Here is a 15,672-nt window from a genome sequence, read left to right on the forward strand (position 1 = left end):
CACCGTCGTCAGCGCCGGCAATGTGGGGGACGCCGCGGTCGCCGAGGACCTCATCGATGACCTGCGAGCCACCGCGGCCAGCCCCGACGCGGAACCGGAGCCGGAGCCGACGGTCTACGGGGACTCCGCCTACGGCAGCGGCCTACCAGCCCCGCTACCACGTCCCGGTCACTGTCACGGCCACCGTGCACATCACCGCCGACGACGCCGACAGCGCTCAACGCCGAGTGAGGTACCTGATCGACGGCCTGGCCTACTCAGGGGATAGTGACGACGACGAGGTCGAGGTCACCCTCGACGACACCCAGGTCGGCGATCCCGAGACCGCGTAGCCCGCACCAGCACCAACAAGGGCCGGGCCGGCAGCCCGGCCTTCGTCATGTCCGGGGTCCGGCGGCAGCCAGCCGCCGGACCTCGGCATGCATGACCCCAGGGGCGCGACAGGCCGCTCGATAGCCGGCAGTATGTGCGCTGTGGAGCGCGCGTGAATGTTGCTTTCGGGGAGAGCGCCTTCGGGCTTCTGGTGCTGGCAATCTGCACGGCGCCCTGGCGATCTCCAGCCTTCTACGAGAGGCAGTAGTCCGCCGCGGTGATCGCGAAAGCTTCGTTGAGTTCACCGGGGCGCTGGGAGCCCCCGGGCCGCAGATCGCGGGTCGATGCCTAGGAGCGGAATTCGGTACAGCGGTGGCAGTGTCCCGACCGTGCCGGACAGGCCGTGCACCCGCTGCAGGGTGAGGCGGAGCAGGCGGCGGGCGACGAGAAGCAGCACAGCGGCGAAGGGGAGTTCGACGAGCAGCGCGGAGGAGACGCTCACCCATTCGTCGGACCAGGTCGAGGCGGTCATGACATCGAACCAGGCATCGCAGGCCAGCAGCGTGGCCCCGACGACTGCGAAGACGACAAGGAGCTGGCGGCGGCGCCAGGCCGCCCACGCCGTCGCAGCGAGCGTGGCCAGTAGCGCGACGTCGAACCCGGTCCAGACCGGGGTCCAGCGGTGGACGACGTAACTCTTGGGGAGCGTGACCGCCAGCAGGACAATCCAGGGGACCAGGACGACGCAGGCGACGGCGACCAGGCTGAGGAACAGGGTGCGCAGCCGCTGCCCGGCCGATTCGGCCCCGATCGCGCGGTCGTTGGCCTGGAGCCTGCGGACCAGGTCAGCTCGCTCGGCGGGCGTCAACGAAGCGATCTCCTGATCACTGAGCACGTTATTCTCCTCGCTCGGCCGGTGGTGTCCCGCGGGTCGGTGCGGTCGGACGCGGGCCGGTGAGGGCGTGGCTAGGCGGGGCCGGCGGCGGTGCGGGAGGCGCGAGCGAGCAGGACGAGGACGAGCCCGACCAGCGCCCAGCCGGCCAGCACGGTCAACGGTCCGGCTGCCCGGGCGGCATCGAAGAAGGCGACGGACCGCAGGGCTGCGTTGGTAGCCCCGACCGGCAGGAATTGGCCAAGGTGTCCCCACGGGGTCGGGACGAGCTGCCACGCCGTGGTGGCGCCCGAGAACGGGAAGCCGAGGAAGAAGACCACGATTGCGCTCGTGGCTATGCCGGCGATGCCGGCGACCGCGTACAGCCCCGTGGTCGCGGTCGCTATCGCACCGGCGCCCAGGGCGAGCACTCCTGCGTTGGCGAGCCATGGCCCGGACAGGCCGCCGAGAACGCTTTGCAAGGCCAGGGTGGCGAGCGCGCCAGCGGCGATCGTGTAGCCGGTCAGTGCGGCAATCCGGGCGGCGCGACCGCGGACGAGCAGCCCGGTAACCGCACCCGCAGCGATCGAGGTGATGGTCAGCGGGATCAGCGCGCCGGGGATCGACGCGCCGTGCGGGTCGTGGGTCGGGTTGGGGGCCAGGTCGATCACGGTCACCGTCACGCTAGGGAGGGCGCGCGCCACTGCCGCCGGCACGGTCTGGGCGAGGGTTTGTGAGACCGTCGGGCTGGCCGCCGAGGCAGTGTACAGCGTCGCTCCGGTGGCCATGAGCGAGACGGCCGCATACACCCGCCGGTTGCTGACCGCGCCCCGCGCGGCGGTGTCGTCGGGCAGGACCGTGACGGCGAAGGCTCCCGGCTCGGAGTGGGCAAGCCCCTGAGCCAAGCCCTGGGCGGCCTGTGGTGGACCAGCGACGGCGATGGGGAGCGCGTGGGGGGCTTGGCGCGAGGAGGACCAGGAGAAGACCAGCACCAGCAGGAACTGCGCTCCTACGATGGCCGCCACCGCCACCAGCGCGACTCGGGCGTTGGACCGCTCGCGGCCCGCGCGCGGGCTGCTTGTCGCGGCGGGTGCACCTGCCATGGCTCCTCCAGCATCTAGGCGCACGTCGGCGCCGACCCTCGCGTTCGGGCAACCTGCCCGGCTAGGAGACGACGGCCCGATAGTCGTGGACGAAGTCGGCAATTGTCCGCGGCTCGCGTCCCAGGAGCTGCGCGACGTCGGGGGTCACGATGGCGGCATAGCCGGCCTTGAAGACCGCGAACAGCGCGAGGATGTCTTCGACCTGGCTGTCGGGGAGGCCGAAGCCGCGAAGGGTCTGCCCGAAGGCCTCTGGGGTCACGTCGATGTAGGCGACGTCGTGGCCAAGTTCTGACTGGAACGCTGCGGCGATCTGGGTGTAGGTGATCGCTTGCCCGCCGGTGAGTGTGTGGGTGAGGCCCTCGTGTCCGTCGCTGGTGAGGACGGTGGCCGCCACATCGGCGATGTCGCGGGCGTCGAGATATCCAACCGCGCCGTCACCGGCGGAGCCGTAGATGGCGCCCTGTTTGATCGACTCAGCACTTGAGAGGAGGTTCTGGAAGTAGCCGCTGGGCGCCAGGATGGTCCAGGGCAGAGAACTTGAGGCGAGGTAAGCGTCCAGCGCGGCGTGGCCGCGGGCGTAGCTGATGGGGCTGGTGAGGTCGGCGCCCATGACTGAGATGCGAACCAGGTGCGAGACCCCGGCGCTCGCGGCGGCGTCGATGAGTGGTCGTTGCAGGTCAATGAAGCCGTCCAGCGACGGGGTGTTGAGGAAGACCTTCTCCACGCCGTTCAGTGCCGCCTTGACCGAGGCCACGTTGCCAAGATCTCCCGCGATGATCTCGACCCGGTCACCGAACGCCGTCTGCGCCTTTGCCGTGTCGCGCACGAGCACTCGCACGGGCACACCGCGATCGAGGAGGGCAGGAACAAGGGCCGATCCGATGTTGCCGTTGGCGCCGGTGACGAGAATCATGGCAGGACCCTTCCCGTGGATGAGTCAATGATTGGTATCTCCAACTATTGGCCGGGACGCTACCCTGCCTACATGAACGCTGCAAGACCCGACGGCGAGATCCTGCAGCCTCCGCAGGTGATGCTCTCAACGCCGACCTACCTGATCGGTCGGCTGTCTGTCGACGGGCGGCGGCGCGCTGCCGCCGCTGTCGCAAGCGCCGGCCTACGGCTGAACTCCTACGCCGTCCTCGCCTGCTTGCACGAGTACGGGCTGTCCTCCCAGCGCGACCTGTCCGTGCGGCTAGGGCTGGACCCCAGCGACATCGTTGCCGTCCTAGACGAGCTGGAGTCTCACGGCTACGTGAGTCGTAGCCGCTGCTCTGAGGACCGGCGCCGACACAACGTGGCCATAACAGCGTCGGGGAAACGGGCACGCGAGGCGGGCGCGAAGGCGCTCGAGGCAGCTCAGGAAGCATTCCTTGCAATCCTCGATCCGGCCGAGCGCGAGCAGCTCACCACCCTGCTGCGGCGCATACACGACCAGCACTCCGCCTGCTCGTAGCAGATCTCCTGGCACCAGCCGGGACCCGACACAGTCTGCCTCGCGCACCGACGTGCCGATAGCGTGCCGCTGAGCGTGCACGCTAAGTGCCGATCAAGTGCGACTCGATCCAGCCTTAGCTGCGCCGGTGCTCAAGCAGGGGTCGGCGTGTGGAATGGGTCTACCCGGAGGTCAGCACCGTCTGGTGGAGCTGGAAGGCGAGGTCGCCCCGGGAGTCGTTGTCCGGCCCACCCGTCATGGGAACGAGCACGGAGACGGCCGTGGCGTCCTTCGGCCACACGAGCACGATCGAGGTGTACTGGATGTAGTTGCCGGCGTGGCCCCACACAGGCGCGCCATTGTCGTCAGCGATCATGGTCCCGAAGCCGTAGTTGAAGTCGCCGCCCTGCGGGTTCGCGGTGGTCATGACCTTCACCAGGCTGTTGTCGATGACGTGCCCGCCGTAGAGCAGGTAGCCCCAGCGGGCCAGGCTGGGCGCGTCGGCGGCCATCCCGGCGCCGGCACAGCTGCTGGTCGCCGCGGCGGTCGATGGCAGGTAGCCACTCGTGGCATCGATGACGGGGTAGGTGGTGTCGTCGACCGGCATCGCCAGCGGCGGCTGCGGCGTCTCGGGCTTGGCACCGGTCTGGGTCCAGATCCGGTCCAGCCCGGCGGGGGTGAGCAGGTCCGAGCGCACGACGCTGGCCAGCGGCTGGCCGGTGACCTTCTCGATCACCATGCCGAGGATGTAGTAGTTCAGCCCGTTGTACGCGGATGGCCCACCCAGGGTGCCCAGGCGGGCCGCATTGGGGTCGACGAGCGCGACGACGTCGGAGCAGGCCCACACCTTCGTCAGGTCAGCGCTGACCATGGGGCGGATGGTCGTCTCGGGCAGCTCAGGGAAGCCGGCGGTCATGGTGGCCAGCTGCCGGATGGTCGCCCCCTTCGAATCGAATGGCAGGGTCACGTAATCGGTGACCGGGGCGTCGAGCTTGATCTTCCCCTCCTGGGACAGCAGCAGGATCTCCGCTGCGACGAACGTCTTCGTGGTGCTGGCGATGGCCAACGCCGAGTCGGCCCGGATGGCCTTGCCCGCGCCGTCGACGCCGACAGCACCGGCCCAGCTGCCCTTCGGCGTCACCACAGCAGCCGACAGCCCCACGAGGTTCTTCTCCGCGATGTAGCGCGTGAGCTGCGCCTGCAACTGGTCAGCCGCCGGCTTCGGTAAGGCCGCGGCCGCCGACGCCGGCCACGACGGGCTGGACGTCGGGTGAGCCGCCGACGAGTCCGTCGCGGGGACCGAAGCCCCGGTGGTCGAGCCACCGGAGCCACCGCAGCCGCCCAGCGCCGTCATCACCGCCACCGCTGCCACAAGTCCGGAGATACCCAACAGGCTGTGGTGACGTGACGTCGTCATGACCCTCACCTCGACACCAACATGGCCCGGCCACCCCAACCCCGACAGGGGAGAAGGACCCCAGATCGTTCAGCCGAACGGAGCTCGCCTCCACGTCGATGCAGAGGCCCCCAGGGCACCGTGGACCGAGCCGCACCGACGTGCCGGCAGCGGGCGCACTTGGGGGGCCGTTGAGTGCAAGGGTGGGTGAATGCCTGAACCTCCCCCGGATGTCGCCGCCTACTACAACGCCCAGCCGTCCCCACACCGGGAGACCCTGGTGAAGATGCGCAAACGCATCCTGGCCGTGCTTCCCACCGCCTCGGAGCGCATCAAGTACCAGATGCCCACCTTCGTCTACGAGGGTCGGGACGTATGCGGGCTGATGGCGCACAAGAACCACATCGGCTACTACCCCTACAGCGGCTCCGTCCTGAGCCAGTTCCCCGACCTGGTGGACAAGTACGGGGGCACCAAAGGAGCCCTCCAGATGCCGGTCGACAAGCCCTTGCCCAAGGCGGTCGTCCGCGCCCTGCTGAAGGCCAGACTCGCCCAGCCAAGCTGATCGCCATCGAGGACCCGTAACCGCCCCGCTGCCCTTCGGGGCGGCGGGGCATCGCCATGCCTCGGGCACCTCGTCGAGTCGTGGGTCAGGGACCTGTCCGACGCTGGGCGCCTGGTCGTGACCAACGCCCACCTGAAGGTCGACGACGTGCCCACCATGATCCACTCGGCGATGGATGCCCCCTGGCACGTGGTGGGGCACGAGGAGGATCTCCTCACGACAGACGATCTTGACTTGCTGCTGTGGCGCGCCGAGGAGCTGTACCGGCACTTCCGGGACGCCGGGCTGGGGCTTGGCCAGGACGCCTCAGCCGTGGAGGGTGATTTGCTACGACGACCTGGTCGAGCCGCTGAGGATCACGCCTTGCCCCCAGTTGAAGCGATCTGACTGCATGTCGCCGTTTGGCCGCCCACAGAATCCGTCACCGGTAGCGTTCCCGCTGACGCAGCGCACCCCGCGTGCGCCGAGGAGGACATCATGAAGCGGCTCATCCCTGCGTTCGCGGTCTTGCTCCTGGTCGGGTTGGCCGGCTGCTCATCGACGTCGAACACGGTGGCGTCCAGCGTCTCGCCGACGACCACGGGTGCCACAACATCGCCCGCGGAAACGACCTCACCAAGCGGGACGCCGAGCTCGTCGACGGTCGCCGGAGGCACCGCCACCGATTACTGTGGCGCGTTCAAGGAGATCCAGGCCGTCAACGACACACCCTCCAGCGACCCCGCGACCGCCGGAGCAAAGATGCAGAAGGCGGCGGCCGACATGCGCAAGTACGCACCGACCGAGATCACAAAGGCCGCCAACACCTACGCCAACGTCATGGACAACATTGGGAAGGCCGCCGCAAGCGGGTCCTTCGACCAAGCCGCGCTCGCAAAGGCGATCTCGGATGGTATGGCGGGGAACGCAAAAGACATCGCCACCGTAGCGGTCTGGGTCGCCAAGAACTGCAAGCTCTGACCCTGATCTTTCAGCCGGTTTGTCGGTGAGGGTCGTGTCATAACGCGGAAGTGCCCTTGCTGCAAGGGAAAATCGTGAGTGTCGAAGTCGCGATCAACCGAGCAGAAGGGCACCCGCACGGTGAACGATACCGGGTTGTTGTTCGATGTCGAGGATGACCTGCTGGCGCGTCCGGCACGGGCTGTGCCGTCCCCGGTGGTGGCTGCGTCGGAGACGGACCTGACCCCGGTCGCGGGAGTCGCGTTGTGGGGTCCGCTGTTGGACCGGCTCAAAGTGGTCGCCGAGGCCGACCGACGTGCGTTGCGGCCGATCGGGCCGGGCGGGTTCACCGGTGGGGAGTGCTACCGGGCGTTGACCGAGGTGCTGCTGGCCGGTGGTGACTTCCTGGCCGACCGGTCGCTGTTGGCCGACCCGGCCACCGAGGCGTTGCGCGGATCGAACCGGCTACCGTCGGTGCCGACGCTTTGGCGGTTCCTGGCCGGCGCGGACCTGGGTCGGGTGGCCAAGGCGGGGGGCCTCACCGGTCCTCGCGCCGTGCCGCTGCTGAGCGCAGGTGATCGTCAACAGTCGCCGTACCCCTTCGGGTCGGCCGTCCAACTGGGCCACCTCCCGCCAGGCACGGTCCCGCCGGGCTGCAGCGGGGTCGTCCTCTGGCAGGTCGGGCCAGAACCGGTCCAGCCGGTAGCGATACGGACGGCCCGGCTCATGATCCGCGGGGCCGGACATCACAGCTCCCCCAGGTTCAGTCGGCGGGCCTCGTCGGCGGCCCGTTCGGCGGCGGTGGCCCGGGCGTAACGGTCGATCATGTCGCGGCGGGTCCACCCGGCGACGGCCATGAGGCCACCCTCAGACCCGCCCGCGGCCAGCCACCGGGACGCGGCGGTGTGCCGGAGCATGTGCGGGTGGAACCGTTCGATGCCCGCCTGGGTGGCCCGGGTGCGCAGGGCCGCGTGCAGCCCGTAGTAGTTGAGGGTCTTGCCCCGGTCGCCGAGCCACATCTCGGCGGTGTCAGCGAGCCGGTGGGCTCGGCGCAGCCGCAGGTAGCGGTCCAGCGCCCGGGTGGCCTGCGGGCCGACGGACACCGTGCGTCCCCTGCCCCCCTTGCCCCGGCGGACGACGACGAGGCCCTTGTGCAGGTCGACATCGCCGACCCGCAAGGCCACGACCTCCCCTGCGCGCATTCCAGTCTCGGCCATCAGCCGGACGAGCGCCTCGTCGCGGCGGTCCCGCAGGGTCGCGCCCTGGCAGGCCCGCACTAGGGCCTTGAGCTGTTCGTCGTCGAGCACGGGGATGATCTTGGTGTCCAGCTTCGGTGGGCGCGACCCGACCAGCGGGTCGGTGGCCAGCTCTCCCTCTTCGACCAGCCAGGCGGTGAACCGGCGCAGGGCCAGGTGCCGGGAGCGGGCGGTTGCTGGCTCCGCTCCCCCGTCCAGCAGGTCGGCCACGAACGCGGCTACGGCGGCGCGGTCGAGCACCGGGTCGCGGTGGTTCAGTGCGGCCCAGGCCTGGAACCGGCGCACCCCATCGCCGTAGACCTTGATTGTCGCCGGGCTCTTGCGCTCGGCCCGCAGATGGATCTCCCAGGAGGCCAGGAGCTGGTCGAGGTCGGTCATGTCCGGCATTCCACTATCTTGACTGAGAGCGCCGTGCTACGCCACTCACTCGCACCGAAGGCCCGGATCCCGTTGCAGGACAACAGGTTCCGGGCCTTTGGATGGTCGAGTTTCAGTCCAGGTAGTCGCGCAGCACCTGGGACCGGCTCGGGTGGCGCAGCTTCGACATCGTCTTGGACTCGATCTGCCGGATCCGCTCCCGGGTCACCCCGTAGACCTTGCCGATCTCGTCCAGCGTCTTCGGCTGGCCGTCGGTCAGCCCGAAACGCATCGAGACCACGCCGGCCTCACGCTCGGACAGCGTGTCGAGCACCTGGTGCAGCTGCTCCTGCAGGAGCGTGAAAGACACCGCGTCCGCAGGGACGACGGCCTCGGAGTCCTCGATCAGGTCGCCGAACTCGCTGTCGCCGTCCTCGCCGAGGGGGGTGTGCAGCGAGATCGGCTCCCGGCCATACTTCTGGACCTCGACGACCTTCTCGGGGGTCATGTCGAGCTCCTTGGCGAGCTCCTCGGGCGTGGGCTCGCGGCCCAGGTCCTGCAGCATCTGCCGCTGCACGCGGGCGAGCTTGTTGATCACCTCGACCATGTGCACCGGGATGCGGATGGTGCGGGCCTGGTCGGCCATCGCGCGGGTGATCGCCTGCCGGATCCACCAGGTCGCGTAGGTCGAAAACTTGTAGCCCTTGGTGTAGTCGAACTTCTCCACGGCGCGGATCAGACCGAGGTTGCCCTCCTGGATCAGGTCCAGGAAGAGCATGCCGCGGCCGGTGTACCGCTTGGCCAGGGAGACGACAAGGCGAAGGTTGGCCTCGAGCAGGTGGTTCTTCGCCCGCCGGCCGTCCTCGGCGATCCACTCCATCTCACGGTGGAGCTTCTCGTTCTTGATGCCGCCGGCCAGCTTCTCCTCGGCGAACAGGCCCGCCTCGATGCGCTTGGCCAGCTCCACCTCCTGCTCGGCGTTGAGCAGGGGAACCTTGCCGATCTGCTTGAGGTAGTCCTTGACCGGGTCCGCGGTGGCACCGGCGACCTGGACCTGCTGGATCGGCTCGTCTGTGTCGTCGACATCGGACAGGACGAAGCCCTGCTCCTCCTCAACCTCCACCTCAGCCTCGACTACCTCCGCCTCGACCTCAGCCGCGATCAGCTCCGCCTCCGGGGCGGGCGCCAGGTCCTCCAGGGCGACCTCGGCCTCGAGATCGGCCACCGGCTCCTCGCCGTCGACGAGCTCGAGGACGACCTCGTCGTCGGCCGTGGTGGGCGCGTCGCCCTTGGTCGCAGCCTTGGCCACGGCGGCCTTCGCTGCGGCCTTCTTAGCTGCCGGCTTCTCCGCTGTCTTGGCTGCCGACTTGGCTGCCGGCTTCTCCGCTGTCTTGGACGCCGTCTTGGCTGGGGATTTTGCCGGAGCCTTCGCGGGGGTCCTCGGAGCCGCGTCGGCGACCGCCTTGACCGCCGTCGGGCGGCTCGGCGCCTTCTTCACCGCCGAGGGCGCTGCCTTCTTGGCAGCCGGAGCCGCCTCGCCGGTGGCCTCCACGGTCGCCTTGGCGGTGGCCCTGCGGGCCGTCGCCGCCAGAGTGCGCCGAGTCGGAACGGAGTCCGCGGCCGCGTCGGCCACGAGGTGTTCAGGGTTGCGTCGGACCGGCGCCACGAAGTCCCTCTCGTCGGTTCGCCCATCGGGCCCCGGCCGCACTGCCGCGGGGGGACAAGGGCTGGTGTCCTCGAAATCTCTGGCGCTTGAAGCGCGCCCTCGACATTGTAGGTCGTCCCCTGAGCAAGGGACGCCTTCCGAGGCACTTCCGGGAGTAGCGCGCCCTCTCTAGACCCGACGTGTCAGTTCTTGCTGGCCTTGGCAGCGCGTTTCATCTCCTGCTTGTAGGCCCGCACCTCGGCCAGTGTGGCAGCGTCCACCACGTCGGCCACCGAACGGCGACTGCCGTCCTCGCCGTACGCGCCAGCGGCCTCCCGCCAACCGTCCGGACGGACGCCGAGCTGCTTGCCGAGCAGCGCCAGGAAGATCCGCGCCTTCTGGTCGCCGTAGCCGGGCAGCTGACGCAGCCGGTCGAGGAGCGCGGCGCCGTCAGGGGCCCCGAGCCAGATCGACTCCACGTCGCCGCCGTACTCCTCGACCACCGCGCGGGCCAGCGCCTGCACCCGGCCGGCCATCGAGCCCGGGAAACGGTGCACCGCCGGCGGGCCGGCCATCAGCGCCGCAAACTCCTCCGGAGGGTAGTCGGCGATCGTCGTCGGGTTCAGCGCGTCCGGCGTCCCCAGCCGCTCGGCCAGGGTGCGCGGCCCGGCGAACGCACGCTCCATCGGGATCTGCTGGTCGAGCAGCATGCCGGTGAGCAGCGCCATCGGGTCCCGCGAGAGGAGCCGATCGGCCTCGGGGTCGAGCGCGAGGTGCAGGTCAGGCGACGAACCCATGGGCTCAGCCCTCGGACTCGGCCTTGACCGCAAGCACGGGGCAACGCGCCTCGAGCAGGATCCGCTGGGCGTTGCTGCCGAGGATCAGCTTGCCGACCGGGGTGCGCTTGCGCAGGCCGATCACGATGAGCTCGGCGCCGATCTCCTCGGCCACCTGCAGCAGGTCATCGGGCGCCTCCTGGCCGCGGACGAACGCCCGGACCTCGTAGTCCACGCCGGAGGCGCTGAGGTCGACCCGGACCTGCTCGAGGTCGGCGTCCGTCTCGACCGCGGCGTCCATGTCGTGCAGCGAGCCGCCTTTGTTCGAGTTGACCACCAAGAGCTTGGCGGAGCGGAGCTTCGCCTCGTCGACCGCGCGCCGCAAGGCAGCCCGGCCCTCGGGTCGCGCCACATATCCGACCACGATCGTCGTCATCCTCGTCCTCCCAGGCTGGTCGTCGCCGCGACGTTACTCCGCAGCGTGATCACGTGCGGGTGCCAGGGCTCAAGTCGTCCGCCGAAGTCCCCGATGGCCCCCCCGTGACGCTAAGCGCCGAACTGGAGCAGAGCCGTCGGACCAGAGCTGCGATCGAGGACCTGATCGCTATGCCGCAGCTGCTCGGACCTGACTTCCAGCCCATCCGTCGATTCAGGGACGACAGCCTGGTGGGCTACAAGGCCACCGGTCGCGGAGCGTCCGGAACCGAGGTCGGGGACACCTTGTCCCTGCTTCGGAGCGCCCAGTCGCTCGGGCTGGTGGAGCGTCTGGACTGGTCGTTCCGCTGCCTGGCTTTCGACGTCGCAGCGGACGCCGGCCTCGACGTGGCCTTGCACCTCACGCCGGAGCCCGAGACGTTCGGTTCCATGTGCCCGCCGCGGCTGGCTGTGTCGTTCTCCCGGGGACGGCGGGCGCTGTCGGTCGTCGCCGAGATCCACGAGGACTCGTTCGCCGACCCGGCCCGGCTCCGGGCCGCGATCGACGAGATGCGCGGCTGGGGATGGAAGTTCGCCTTGGCCGACCTGGCCGACCTGGCCGACCTGCCCGCTGCTTGCAGTGCGTTCGATTGGATGGCCCCGACCTTCGTGCAGGTGGACCTGTCGACCCCTGGTCGGCTGGCCCAGCCGGCGGTACGGCGGTGGCTGGACAGCGCCGCCGAACACGGTGCCGAGGTCATGGCGCTCGGCGTCAACTCGTCGGCTCGCCGCGACGAGGCGATCGAGGCCGGCGCCACCTGCGGGCGCGGTGCGACGATCGGTCCGGCGGGCGACCTGCCTGCCCGCTGACCGCCTTCTGGGCGGCGTTCCCCCGCCCTATCCCGCGACCAGCTGGGCGTGCGCCTCCCGCACGGTTAGCTGCAGCGGTGTCGACTGAGTCACGGGCGCCCCAGCGACCGGGAACGGGCCGAGCCCGTCGACGGTGAACTCGCCATCCCACGTGGTGGTCAGGACGACCTGCGGAGTGCCGGCGGCGCGGTAGCTGTGGCTGACACTCATGTCCGGGTTGGGGCCACCGGGACTGTCGAAGACACCTGAGGTGCCGTCGCCGAACTGCCAAACCCAGGCCGCCGACGCGGTGATCACGATCGTGAAGCCGGCCAGGTCCAACTGCTTCTGGCCGATCGCCACGGGCTGGCCGGCGGCGAAGACCGTGGGCAGATTGACCAACGTGCCGGTGGCGGGCTGGTAGGACGGCGACTGCGGGGGCAGCAACTCGATGAACCGGTCACGGACGTCGGGGATCAGCTGGCTGGGCGTGAGCGGTTGCCCCGGACGCTGGCAGAACCAGCCGACCTGCTGGAAGGCCGCCTCACCTGGGCGACGGAGGAAGATCGCAAGGCGGATCGATCCGGCGGGACAGGCGATCACTGCGCCGAGGCAGGTGGCTGTCCCGCCAGGTTCCGTGAACTTGCACCAGGGCGCGAGTTGCCAGGAGCAGCCGGGGCAGGACGCGGCCTGGCCGCGGAGCGCAGGGTCCCCGACGAATCCCGCGGCGGCGATCAGGATCGCTCCCTCGACCGCATTCGCCTCATCGTTTCCCCAGATGCTGCAGCCAAGGCCACACCCGTCGGCTGCGCTTGCACGTACCGGCACACTCACGACACCCACGACGAGCAAGAGGAGGACCACGCCTATGCCAGCGGCCGTGGTCATAGCGGTGATTGTCCAATCCGGTCCACATCTGTGACTTGCCAATCACCGACAGCCGATCTCAGTTCCATCCGGGCTTCTACGCGATGTCCGTCGAACTGACCGGTCAGCCGACCGCTCAGGTCCTGGGTGGCATAGGGCCGCGACGTGTACTGGACGCGGGCCCCTGCAATGCCATCACTCACCAGGTCAACTTCGAGCGCATCAACAGTCCAATTGGCACCGACGATCTTCCCATCCCGGAACAACCGGGTGACCTCACTGATGAGGTCCGAGCACGTGCAAGAAGGTGCGGTCAACGCTGACTATTCCTTCACATCGCCGGTCTCCACGGCGGCATTGACCGCGTCGAAGTAGGCGCGAACGGCGACTTCGACCTCAGCGACCAGCTGCGCATCCGAGGTGGCACTCGGCGACCGCCCAGTCGACGTGGAACTGCTCGCAGCGGTGGAGGCCTGGCCCGACTCGCTCAACGAAGGCAGGCCACCGCACCGCTGGATCCCGAGCTGCAGGCACCCAACGCCGCCGCTGCATGGACTGCAGCAGTAATCTGGACGGCTCCGCGGGCCGGCATCCACCGACAGTAGGATCAGACCGCAAGGTTGGAAAAGGCCCAACTGGCCTATCCATTCAACCCGGATCCACCGTTTCGGTTCGGTGATCAGCGGGTCGTGACGGGCGAATGCCCTGCTGTGCAAGGAGAATGTGGCTTGCGACGGTCACAAACTCAACGCACAGGAGGGCATCCGCTGGATGCGAGTCTGCCACGGCTTCACGGCCGTCTTCGACGATCCGAACTTGGTGTCGTGTGCGGGCCAGGCGCCGGTGCTGCGGCTGCCTGAGCGGGCCGGGCTGCAGCGGCTGGTCGCCGAGCACGTGCGGATCGGCACGAGCAGGTGGGGCCAACGCGCACCTGAAGATCCCGAGCCTGGTCGCGGGGATGATCGCCGGGGCCGATTCGATCGAGGATATGGGCCTGTTGCGGCACGGTGGGATGGGCCGGTTGTTCACCGGGGTGCGGGCCCCGTCCACGCTGGGGACGTTCCTGCGCACGTTCACCTTCGGCCACGTGCGCCAGCTCGACGCGGTGGCGTCCCGGCTGCTGGTCAACCTGGCCGCCCGGGCGCCGCTGCTGCCCGGCGGCGACCAGCTGGCCTACCTCGACGTCGACGACACGGTCCGGGCGGCCTACGGCTCCGCCAAGCAGGGCGCCGGCCGCGGCTACACCGGCACCTTGGGCCTGAACGCGCTGCTCGCGGTCGTCTCCACACCGTCGTCGGCGCCGGTGATCGCCGCGACCCGGCTACGCAAAGGCTCGACCCACTCCGCCAGGGGCGCGGCCCGGCTGGTCGCCGACGCGCTGGTCACCGCGACCGCGGCCGGCGCCACCGGGGTGCGGGTGCTGCGCGCGGACTCCGCGTTCTACAACCACGACGTGATCGCCGCGGCCGGTCGGCACGGTGCGCGGTTCTCCATCACCGCCCGGCAAGACCCGGCGGTCCGCACCGCGATCGCCAGCATCGACCCGCAGGCCTGGACACCGATCAAGTACACCAACGCCGTCTTCGACGCCGACCAGCAGCGGTGGATCCCCGACGCCGAGGTCGCCGAGGTCGACTACACCGCCTTCCGCTCCCTGGCCACCGCCAAGCAGGTCACCGCCCGGCTGATCGTGCGCCGGGTCCCCGACCTCAACCCCGCCCACCAACACGAGCTGTTCACCGTCTACCGCTACCACGCGGTGTTCACCAACTCACCGCTGCCGATGATCGCCGCCGAAGCCGCGCACCGCGCCCACGCCATCGTCGAACAGGTCATCGCCGACCTGAAGAACGGCCCGCTGGCCCACCTGCCCTCGGGCACGTTCACCGCGAACAGCGCCTGGCTGGTCTGCGCGGCCATCGCGTTCAACCTCACCCGCGCCGCCGGGGTCCTCGCCTCCGCCATCCACGCCAAAGCGACCACCGGCACGATCCGCGCCCAACTGATCAACATCCCCGGCCGGCTCGCCCGCTCCGCCCGGCACCTGACGCTGCACCTACCCGCCAACTGGCCCTGGGAACACCCCTGGCAGCAGCTCCTCACCGGCGCCGACCCACCACCCAGCCCCTGACCCACCCACCGTCCGCCAGGACCCACCGGAGAACCCAGTGAAACAGCCGGACAGACCGGCCGCCCCGCCATGGGCCCACCGCGATCAACAACAACAGCCGCCATCAGCCGCCGACCCCACTACTGACCGGTGGATCCAGGTTTAGCCGGAGTGGTTCCCGTGCGGGGCTCGCCAGGGCCTGCCGGCGGGTGGGCGTTCCAGGGTCGGTGGGTGCCCGGGGGCGTCCGGGGCGTGGGTGCTGGCTGCGGGTGGGCGATCAGGTCGTTGTAGCGGACGGGGTCGTGATCGACGGCCAGCTGCAGGCACCGGTTGAAGAGCAGGCCGCGGCTGGCCGAGCGGCGGCGGTTGAAGCGGAACACGAACTCGTTGAGGTAGTCAGGCAGGTGGGCGTCGTCGACGGCGCCCTGGCGGGTGCCCAGCAGCCACCGTTTGGCCAGGGAGGCGACCCGGTGGACGGCCGGCAGGAGCTCGCGAGGATCCTGTCCACGGGCCCGGGCGGCTCGCTGGCTGCGCGGCTGGTGGGTGTATCCGAGACGGTCCAGGCCCCGCTAGCCGGCCCAGCCGTCGGTGATGACCGTTGCGCCCGGGGCGACCTGGTCGGTCACGAAGGTGTGCAGCGAGGCGGCGGAGGCATCGGCTACCGGCACCATCCGGCACCGCCCGTACCCGCGCGGCTCGCGGACCTCGACCGCGATCGCGGTCAGGACCTTCCTGCCCTTGGCCCGCCCGCCCCGCAGGCCGGGTTCTTCCCCGCCG

16 protein-coding genes and 2 pseudogenes are annotated in these 15,672 nt (G+C 69.7%); 8 read left to right on the top strand and 10 right to left on the bottom strand.

Translation table 11 applies throughout. The features are described from left to right. Positions 1–185 precede the first annotated feature (185 nt). A complete protein-coding gene (locus VIM19_03030; GenBank protein ID HEY5183885.1) occupies positions 186–332 on the top strand; it encodes a hypothetical protein in 147 nt (48 codons plus the stop codon). 281 nt (positions 333–613) lie between these two features. Here VIM19_03030 and VIM19_03035 read toward each other — a convergent pair whose 3' ends face one another. The 3 genes from VIM19_03035 to VIM19_03045 form a co-directional block, all read right to left on the bottom strand. Beyond that, the gene (locus tag VIM19_03035) at positions 614–1,207 is read right to left on the bottom strand and encodes a hypothetical protein (GenBank protein HEY5183886.1); all 594 of its coding nucleotides are present in this window, start codon (positions 1,205–1,207) and stop codon (positions 614–616) included. Between the two features lie 71 nt (positions 1,208–1,278). Then, entirely contained in the window at positions 1,279–2,286 is a 1,008-nt protein-coding gene (locus VIM19_03040; GenBank protein HEY5183887.1) for a hypothetical protein, read from the bottom strand. A gap of 61 nt (positions 2,287–2,347) precedes the next feature. Continuing rightward, complete coding sequence (locus tag VIM19_03045; GenBank protein ID HEY5183888.1) at positions 2,348–3,199, bottom strand: SDR family oxidoreductase; 852 nt, start codon at positions 3,197–3,199, stop codon at positions 2,348–2,350. A 72-nt stretch (positions 3,200–3,271) separates the two neighbouring features. On the opposite strand from VIM19_03045, the gene VIM19_03050 reads away from it, so the two are divergent. Next, entirely contained in the window at positions 3,272–3,742 is a 471-nt protein-coding gene (locus VIM19_03050; GenBank protein ID HEY5183889.1) for a MarR family winged helix-turn-helix transcriptional regulator, read from the top strand. Positions 3,743–3,902: 160 nt separating this feature from the next. Here VIM19_03050 and VIM19_03055 read toward each other — a convergent pair whose 3' ends face one another. Beyond that, positions 3,903–5,138 (bottom strand): serine hydrolase domain-containing protein, encoded by a 1,236-nt coding sequence (locus tag VIM19_03055; GenBank protein ID HEY5183890.1) that lies wholly within the window; start codon positions 5,136–5,138, stop codon positions 3,903–3,905. A gap of 190 nt (positions 5,139–5,328) precedes the next feature. Between VIM19_03055 and VIM19_03060 the strand changes: the two genes are divergently transcribed. The 4 genes from VIM19_03060 (at position 5,329) to VIM19_03075 (ending at position 7,437) form a co-directional block, all read left to right on the top strand. Beyond that, the gene (locus tag VIM19_03060) at positions 5,329–5,682 is read left to right on the top strand and encodes a DUF1801 domain-containing protein (protein HEY5183891.1); all 354 of its coding nucleotides are present in this window, start codon (positions 5,329–5,331) and stop codon (positions 5,680–5,682) included. Positions 5,683–5,799: 117 nt separating this feature from the next. Beyond that, the gene (locus VIM19_03065; protein HEY5183892.1) at positions 5,800–6,069 is read left to right on the top strand and encodes a hypothetical protein; all 270 of its coding nucleotides are present in this window, start codon (positions 5,800–5,802) and stop codon (positions 6,067–6,069) included. A gap of 90 nt (positions 6,070–6,159) precedes the next feature. Then, complete coding sequence (locus VIM19_03070; GenBank protein ID HEY5183893.1) at positions 6,160–6,642, top strand: hypothetical protein; 483 nt, start codon at positions 6,160–6,162, stop codon at positions 6,640–6,642. A gap of 120 nt (positions 6,643–6,762) precedes the next feature. Continuing rightward, positions 6,763–7,437, top strand: a complete 675-nt coding sequence (locus VIM19_03075; GenBank protein HEY5183894.1) for a hypothetical protein — start codon at positions 6,763–6,765, stop codon at positions 7,435–7,437. Here the strand turns inward: VIM19_03075 and VIM19_03080 are convergent. The 4 genes from VIM19_03080 to VIM19_03095 all read right to left on the bottom strand — a co-directional run bounded on the left by VIM19_03080 (position 7,368) and on the right by VIM19_03095 (position 11,091). Further along, on the bottom strand, positions 7,368–8,255 hold the full coding sequence (locus tag VIM19_03080) for a tyrosine-type recombinase/integrase (GenBank protein ID HEY5183895.1): 888 nt from the start codon (positions 8,253–8,255) through the stop codon (positions 7,368–7,370). The two genes, VIM19_03075 and VIM19_03080, sit on opposite strands and share 70 nt — an antisense overlap. 112 nt (positions 8,256–8,367) lie before the next feature. Next, positions 8,368–9,900, bottom strand: coding sequence for an RNA polymerase sigma factor (locus VIM19_03085; GenBank protein ID HEY5183896.1), 1,533 nt, complete (start codon positions 9,898–9,900; stop codon positions 8,368–8,370). 182 nt (positions 9,901–10,082) lie between these two features. After that, positions 10,083–10,676, bottom strand: a complete 594-nt coding sequence (locus VIM19_03090) for an HhH-GPD-type base excision DNA repair protein (GenBank protein ID HEY5183897.1) — start codon at positions 10,674–10,676, stop codon at positions 10,083–10,085. Positions 10,677–10,680: 4 nt separating this feature from the next. Then, positions 10,681–11,091 carry a universal stress protein gene (locus tag VIM19_03095; GenBank protein ID HEY5183898.1) on the bottom strand — a complete coding sequence of 137 codons (411 nt, stop codon included), beginning with the start codon at positions 11,089–11,091 and terminating at the stop codon, positions 10,681–10,683. 104 nt (positions 11,092–11,195) lie between these two features. Between VIM19_03095 and VIM19_03100 the strand changes: the two genes are divergently transcribed. Continuing rightward, positions 11,196–11,939, top strand: a complete 744-nt coding sequence (locus VIM19_03100; protein HEY5183899.1) for an EAL domain-containing protein — start codon at positions 11,196–11,198, stop codon at positions 11,937–11,939. Between the two features lie 27 nt (positions 11,940–11,966). On the opposite strand, the gene VIM19_03105 is transcribed toward VIM19_03100, so the two are convergent. Next, positions 11,967–12,806 carry a hypothetical protein gene (locus VIM19_03105; protein HEY5183900.1) on the bottom strand — a complete coding sequence of 280 codons (840 nt, stop codon included), beginning with the start codon at positions 12,804–12,806 and terminating at the stop codon, positions 11,967–11,969. Positions 12,807–13,556: 750 nt separating this feature from the next. Between VIM19_03105 and VIM19_03110 the strand changes: the two are divergent. Then, positions 13,557–14,916 (top strand): annotated as a pseudogene (locus VIM19_03110) (IS1380 family transposase). Positions 14,917–15,248: 332 nt separating this feature from the next. On the opposite strand, the pseudogene VIM19_03115 reads toward VIM19_03110, so the two are convergent. Further along, positions 15,249–15,672 (bottom strand): annotated as a pseudogene (locus VIM19_03115) (IS1595 family transposase).

This window comes from Actinomycetes bacterium (assembly GCA_036510875.1).
In the GTDB taxonomy this organism is placed as follows: domain Bacteria; phylum Actinomycetota; class Actinomycetes; order Prado026; family Prado026; genus DATCDE01.

Coding starts and splice junctions, on each gene's coding strand:
- VIM19_03040 (HEY5183887.1), bottom strand. CDS start 2,286: ATGGCAGGTGCACCCGCCGCGACAAGCAGCCCGCGCGCGGGCCGCGAG.
- VIM19_03045 (HEY5183888.1), bottom strand. CDS start 3,199: ATGATTCTCGTCACCGGCGCCAACGGCAACATCGGATCGGCCCTTGTT.
- VIM19_03050 (HEY5183889.1), top strand. CDS start 3,272: ATGAACGCTGCAAGACCCGACGGCGAGATCCTGCAGCCTCCGCAGGTG.
- VIM19_03055 (HEY5183890.1), bottom strand. CDS start 5,138: ATGACGACGTCACGTCACCACAGCCTGTTGGGTATCTCCGGACTTGTG.
- VIM19_03060 (HEY5183891.1), top strand. CDS start 5,329: ATGCCTGAACCTCCCCCGGATGTCGCCGCCTACTACAACGCCCAGCCG.
- VIM19_03070 (HEY5183893.1), top strand. CDS start 6,160: ATGAAGCGGCTCATCCCTGCGTTCGCGGTCTTGCTCCTGGTCGGGTTG.
- VIM19_03080 (HEY5183895.1), bottom strand. CDS start 8,255: ATGACCGACCTCGACCAGCTCCTGGCCTCCTGGGAGATCCATCTGCGG.
- VIM19_03090 (HEY5183897.1), bottom strand. CDS start 10,676: ATGGGTTCGTCGCCTGACCTGCACCTCGCGCTCGACCCCGAGGCCGAT.
- VIM19_03095 (HEY5183898.1), bottom strand. CDS start 11,091: ATGACGACGATCGTGGTCGGATATGTGGCGCGACCCGAGGGCCGGGCT.
- VIM19_03105 (HEY5183900.1), bottom strand. CDS start 12,806: ATGACCACGGCCGCTGGCATAGGCGTGGTCCTCCTCTTGCTCGTCGTG.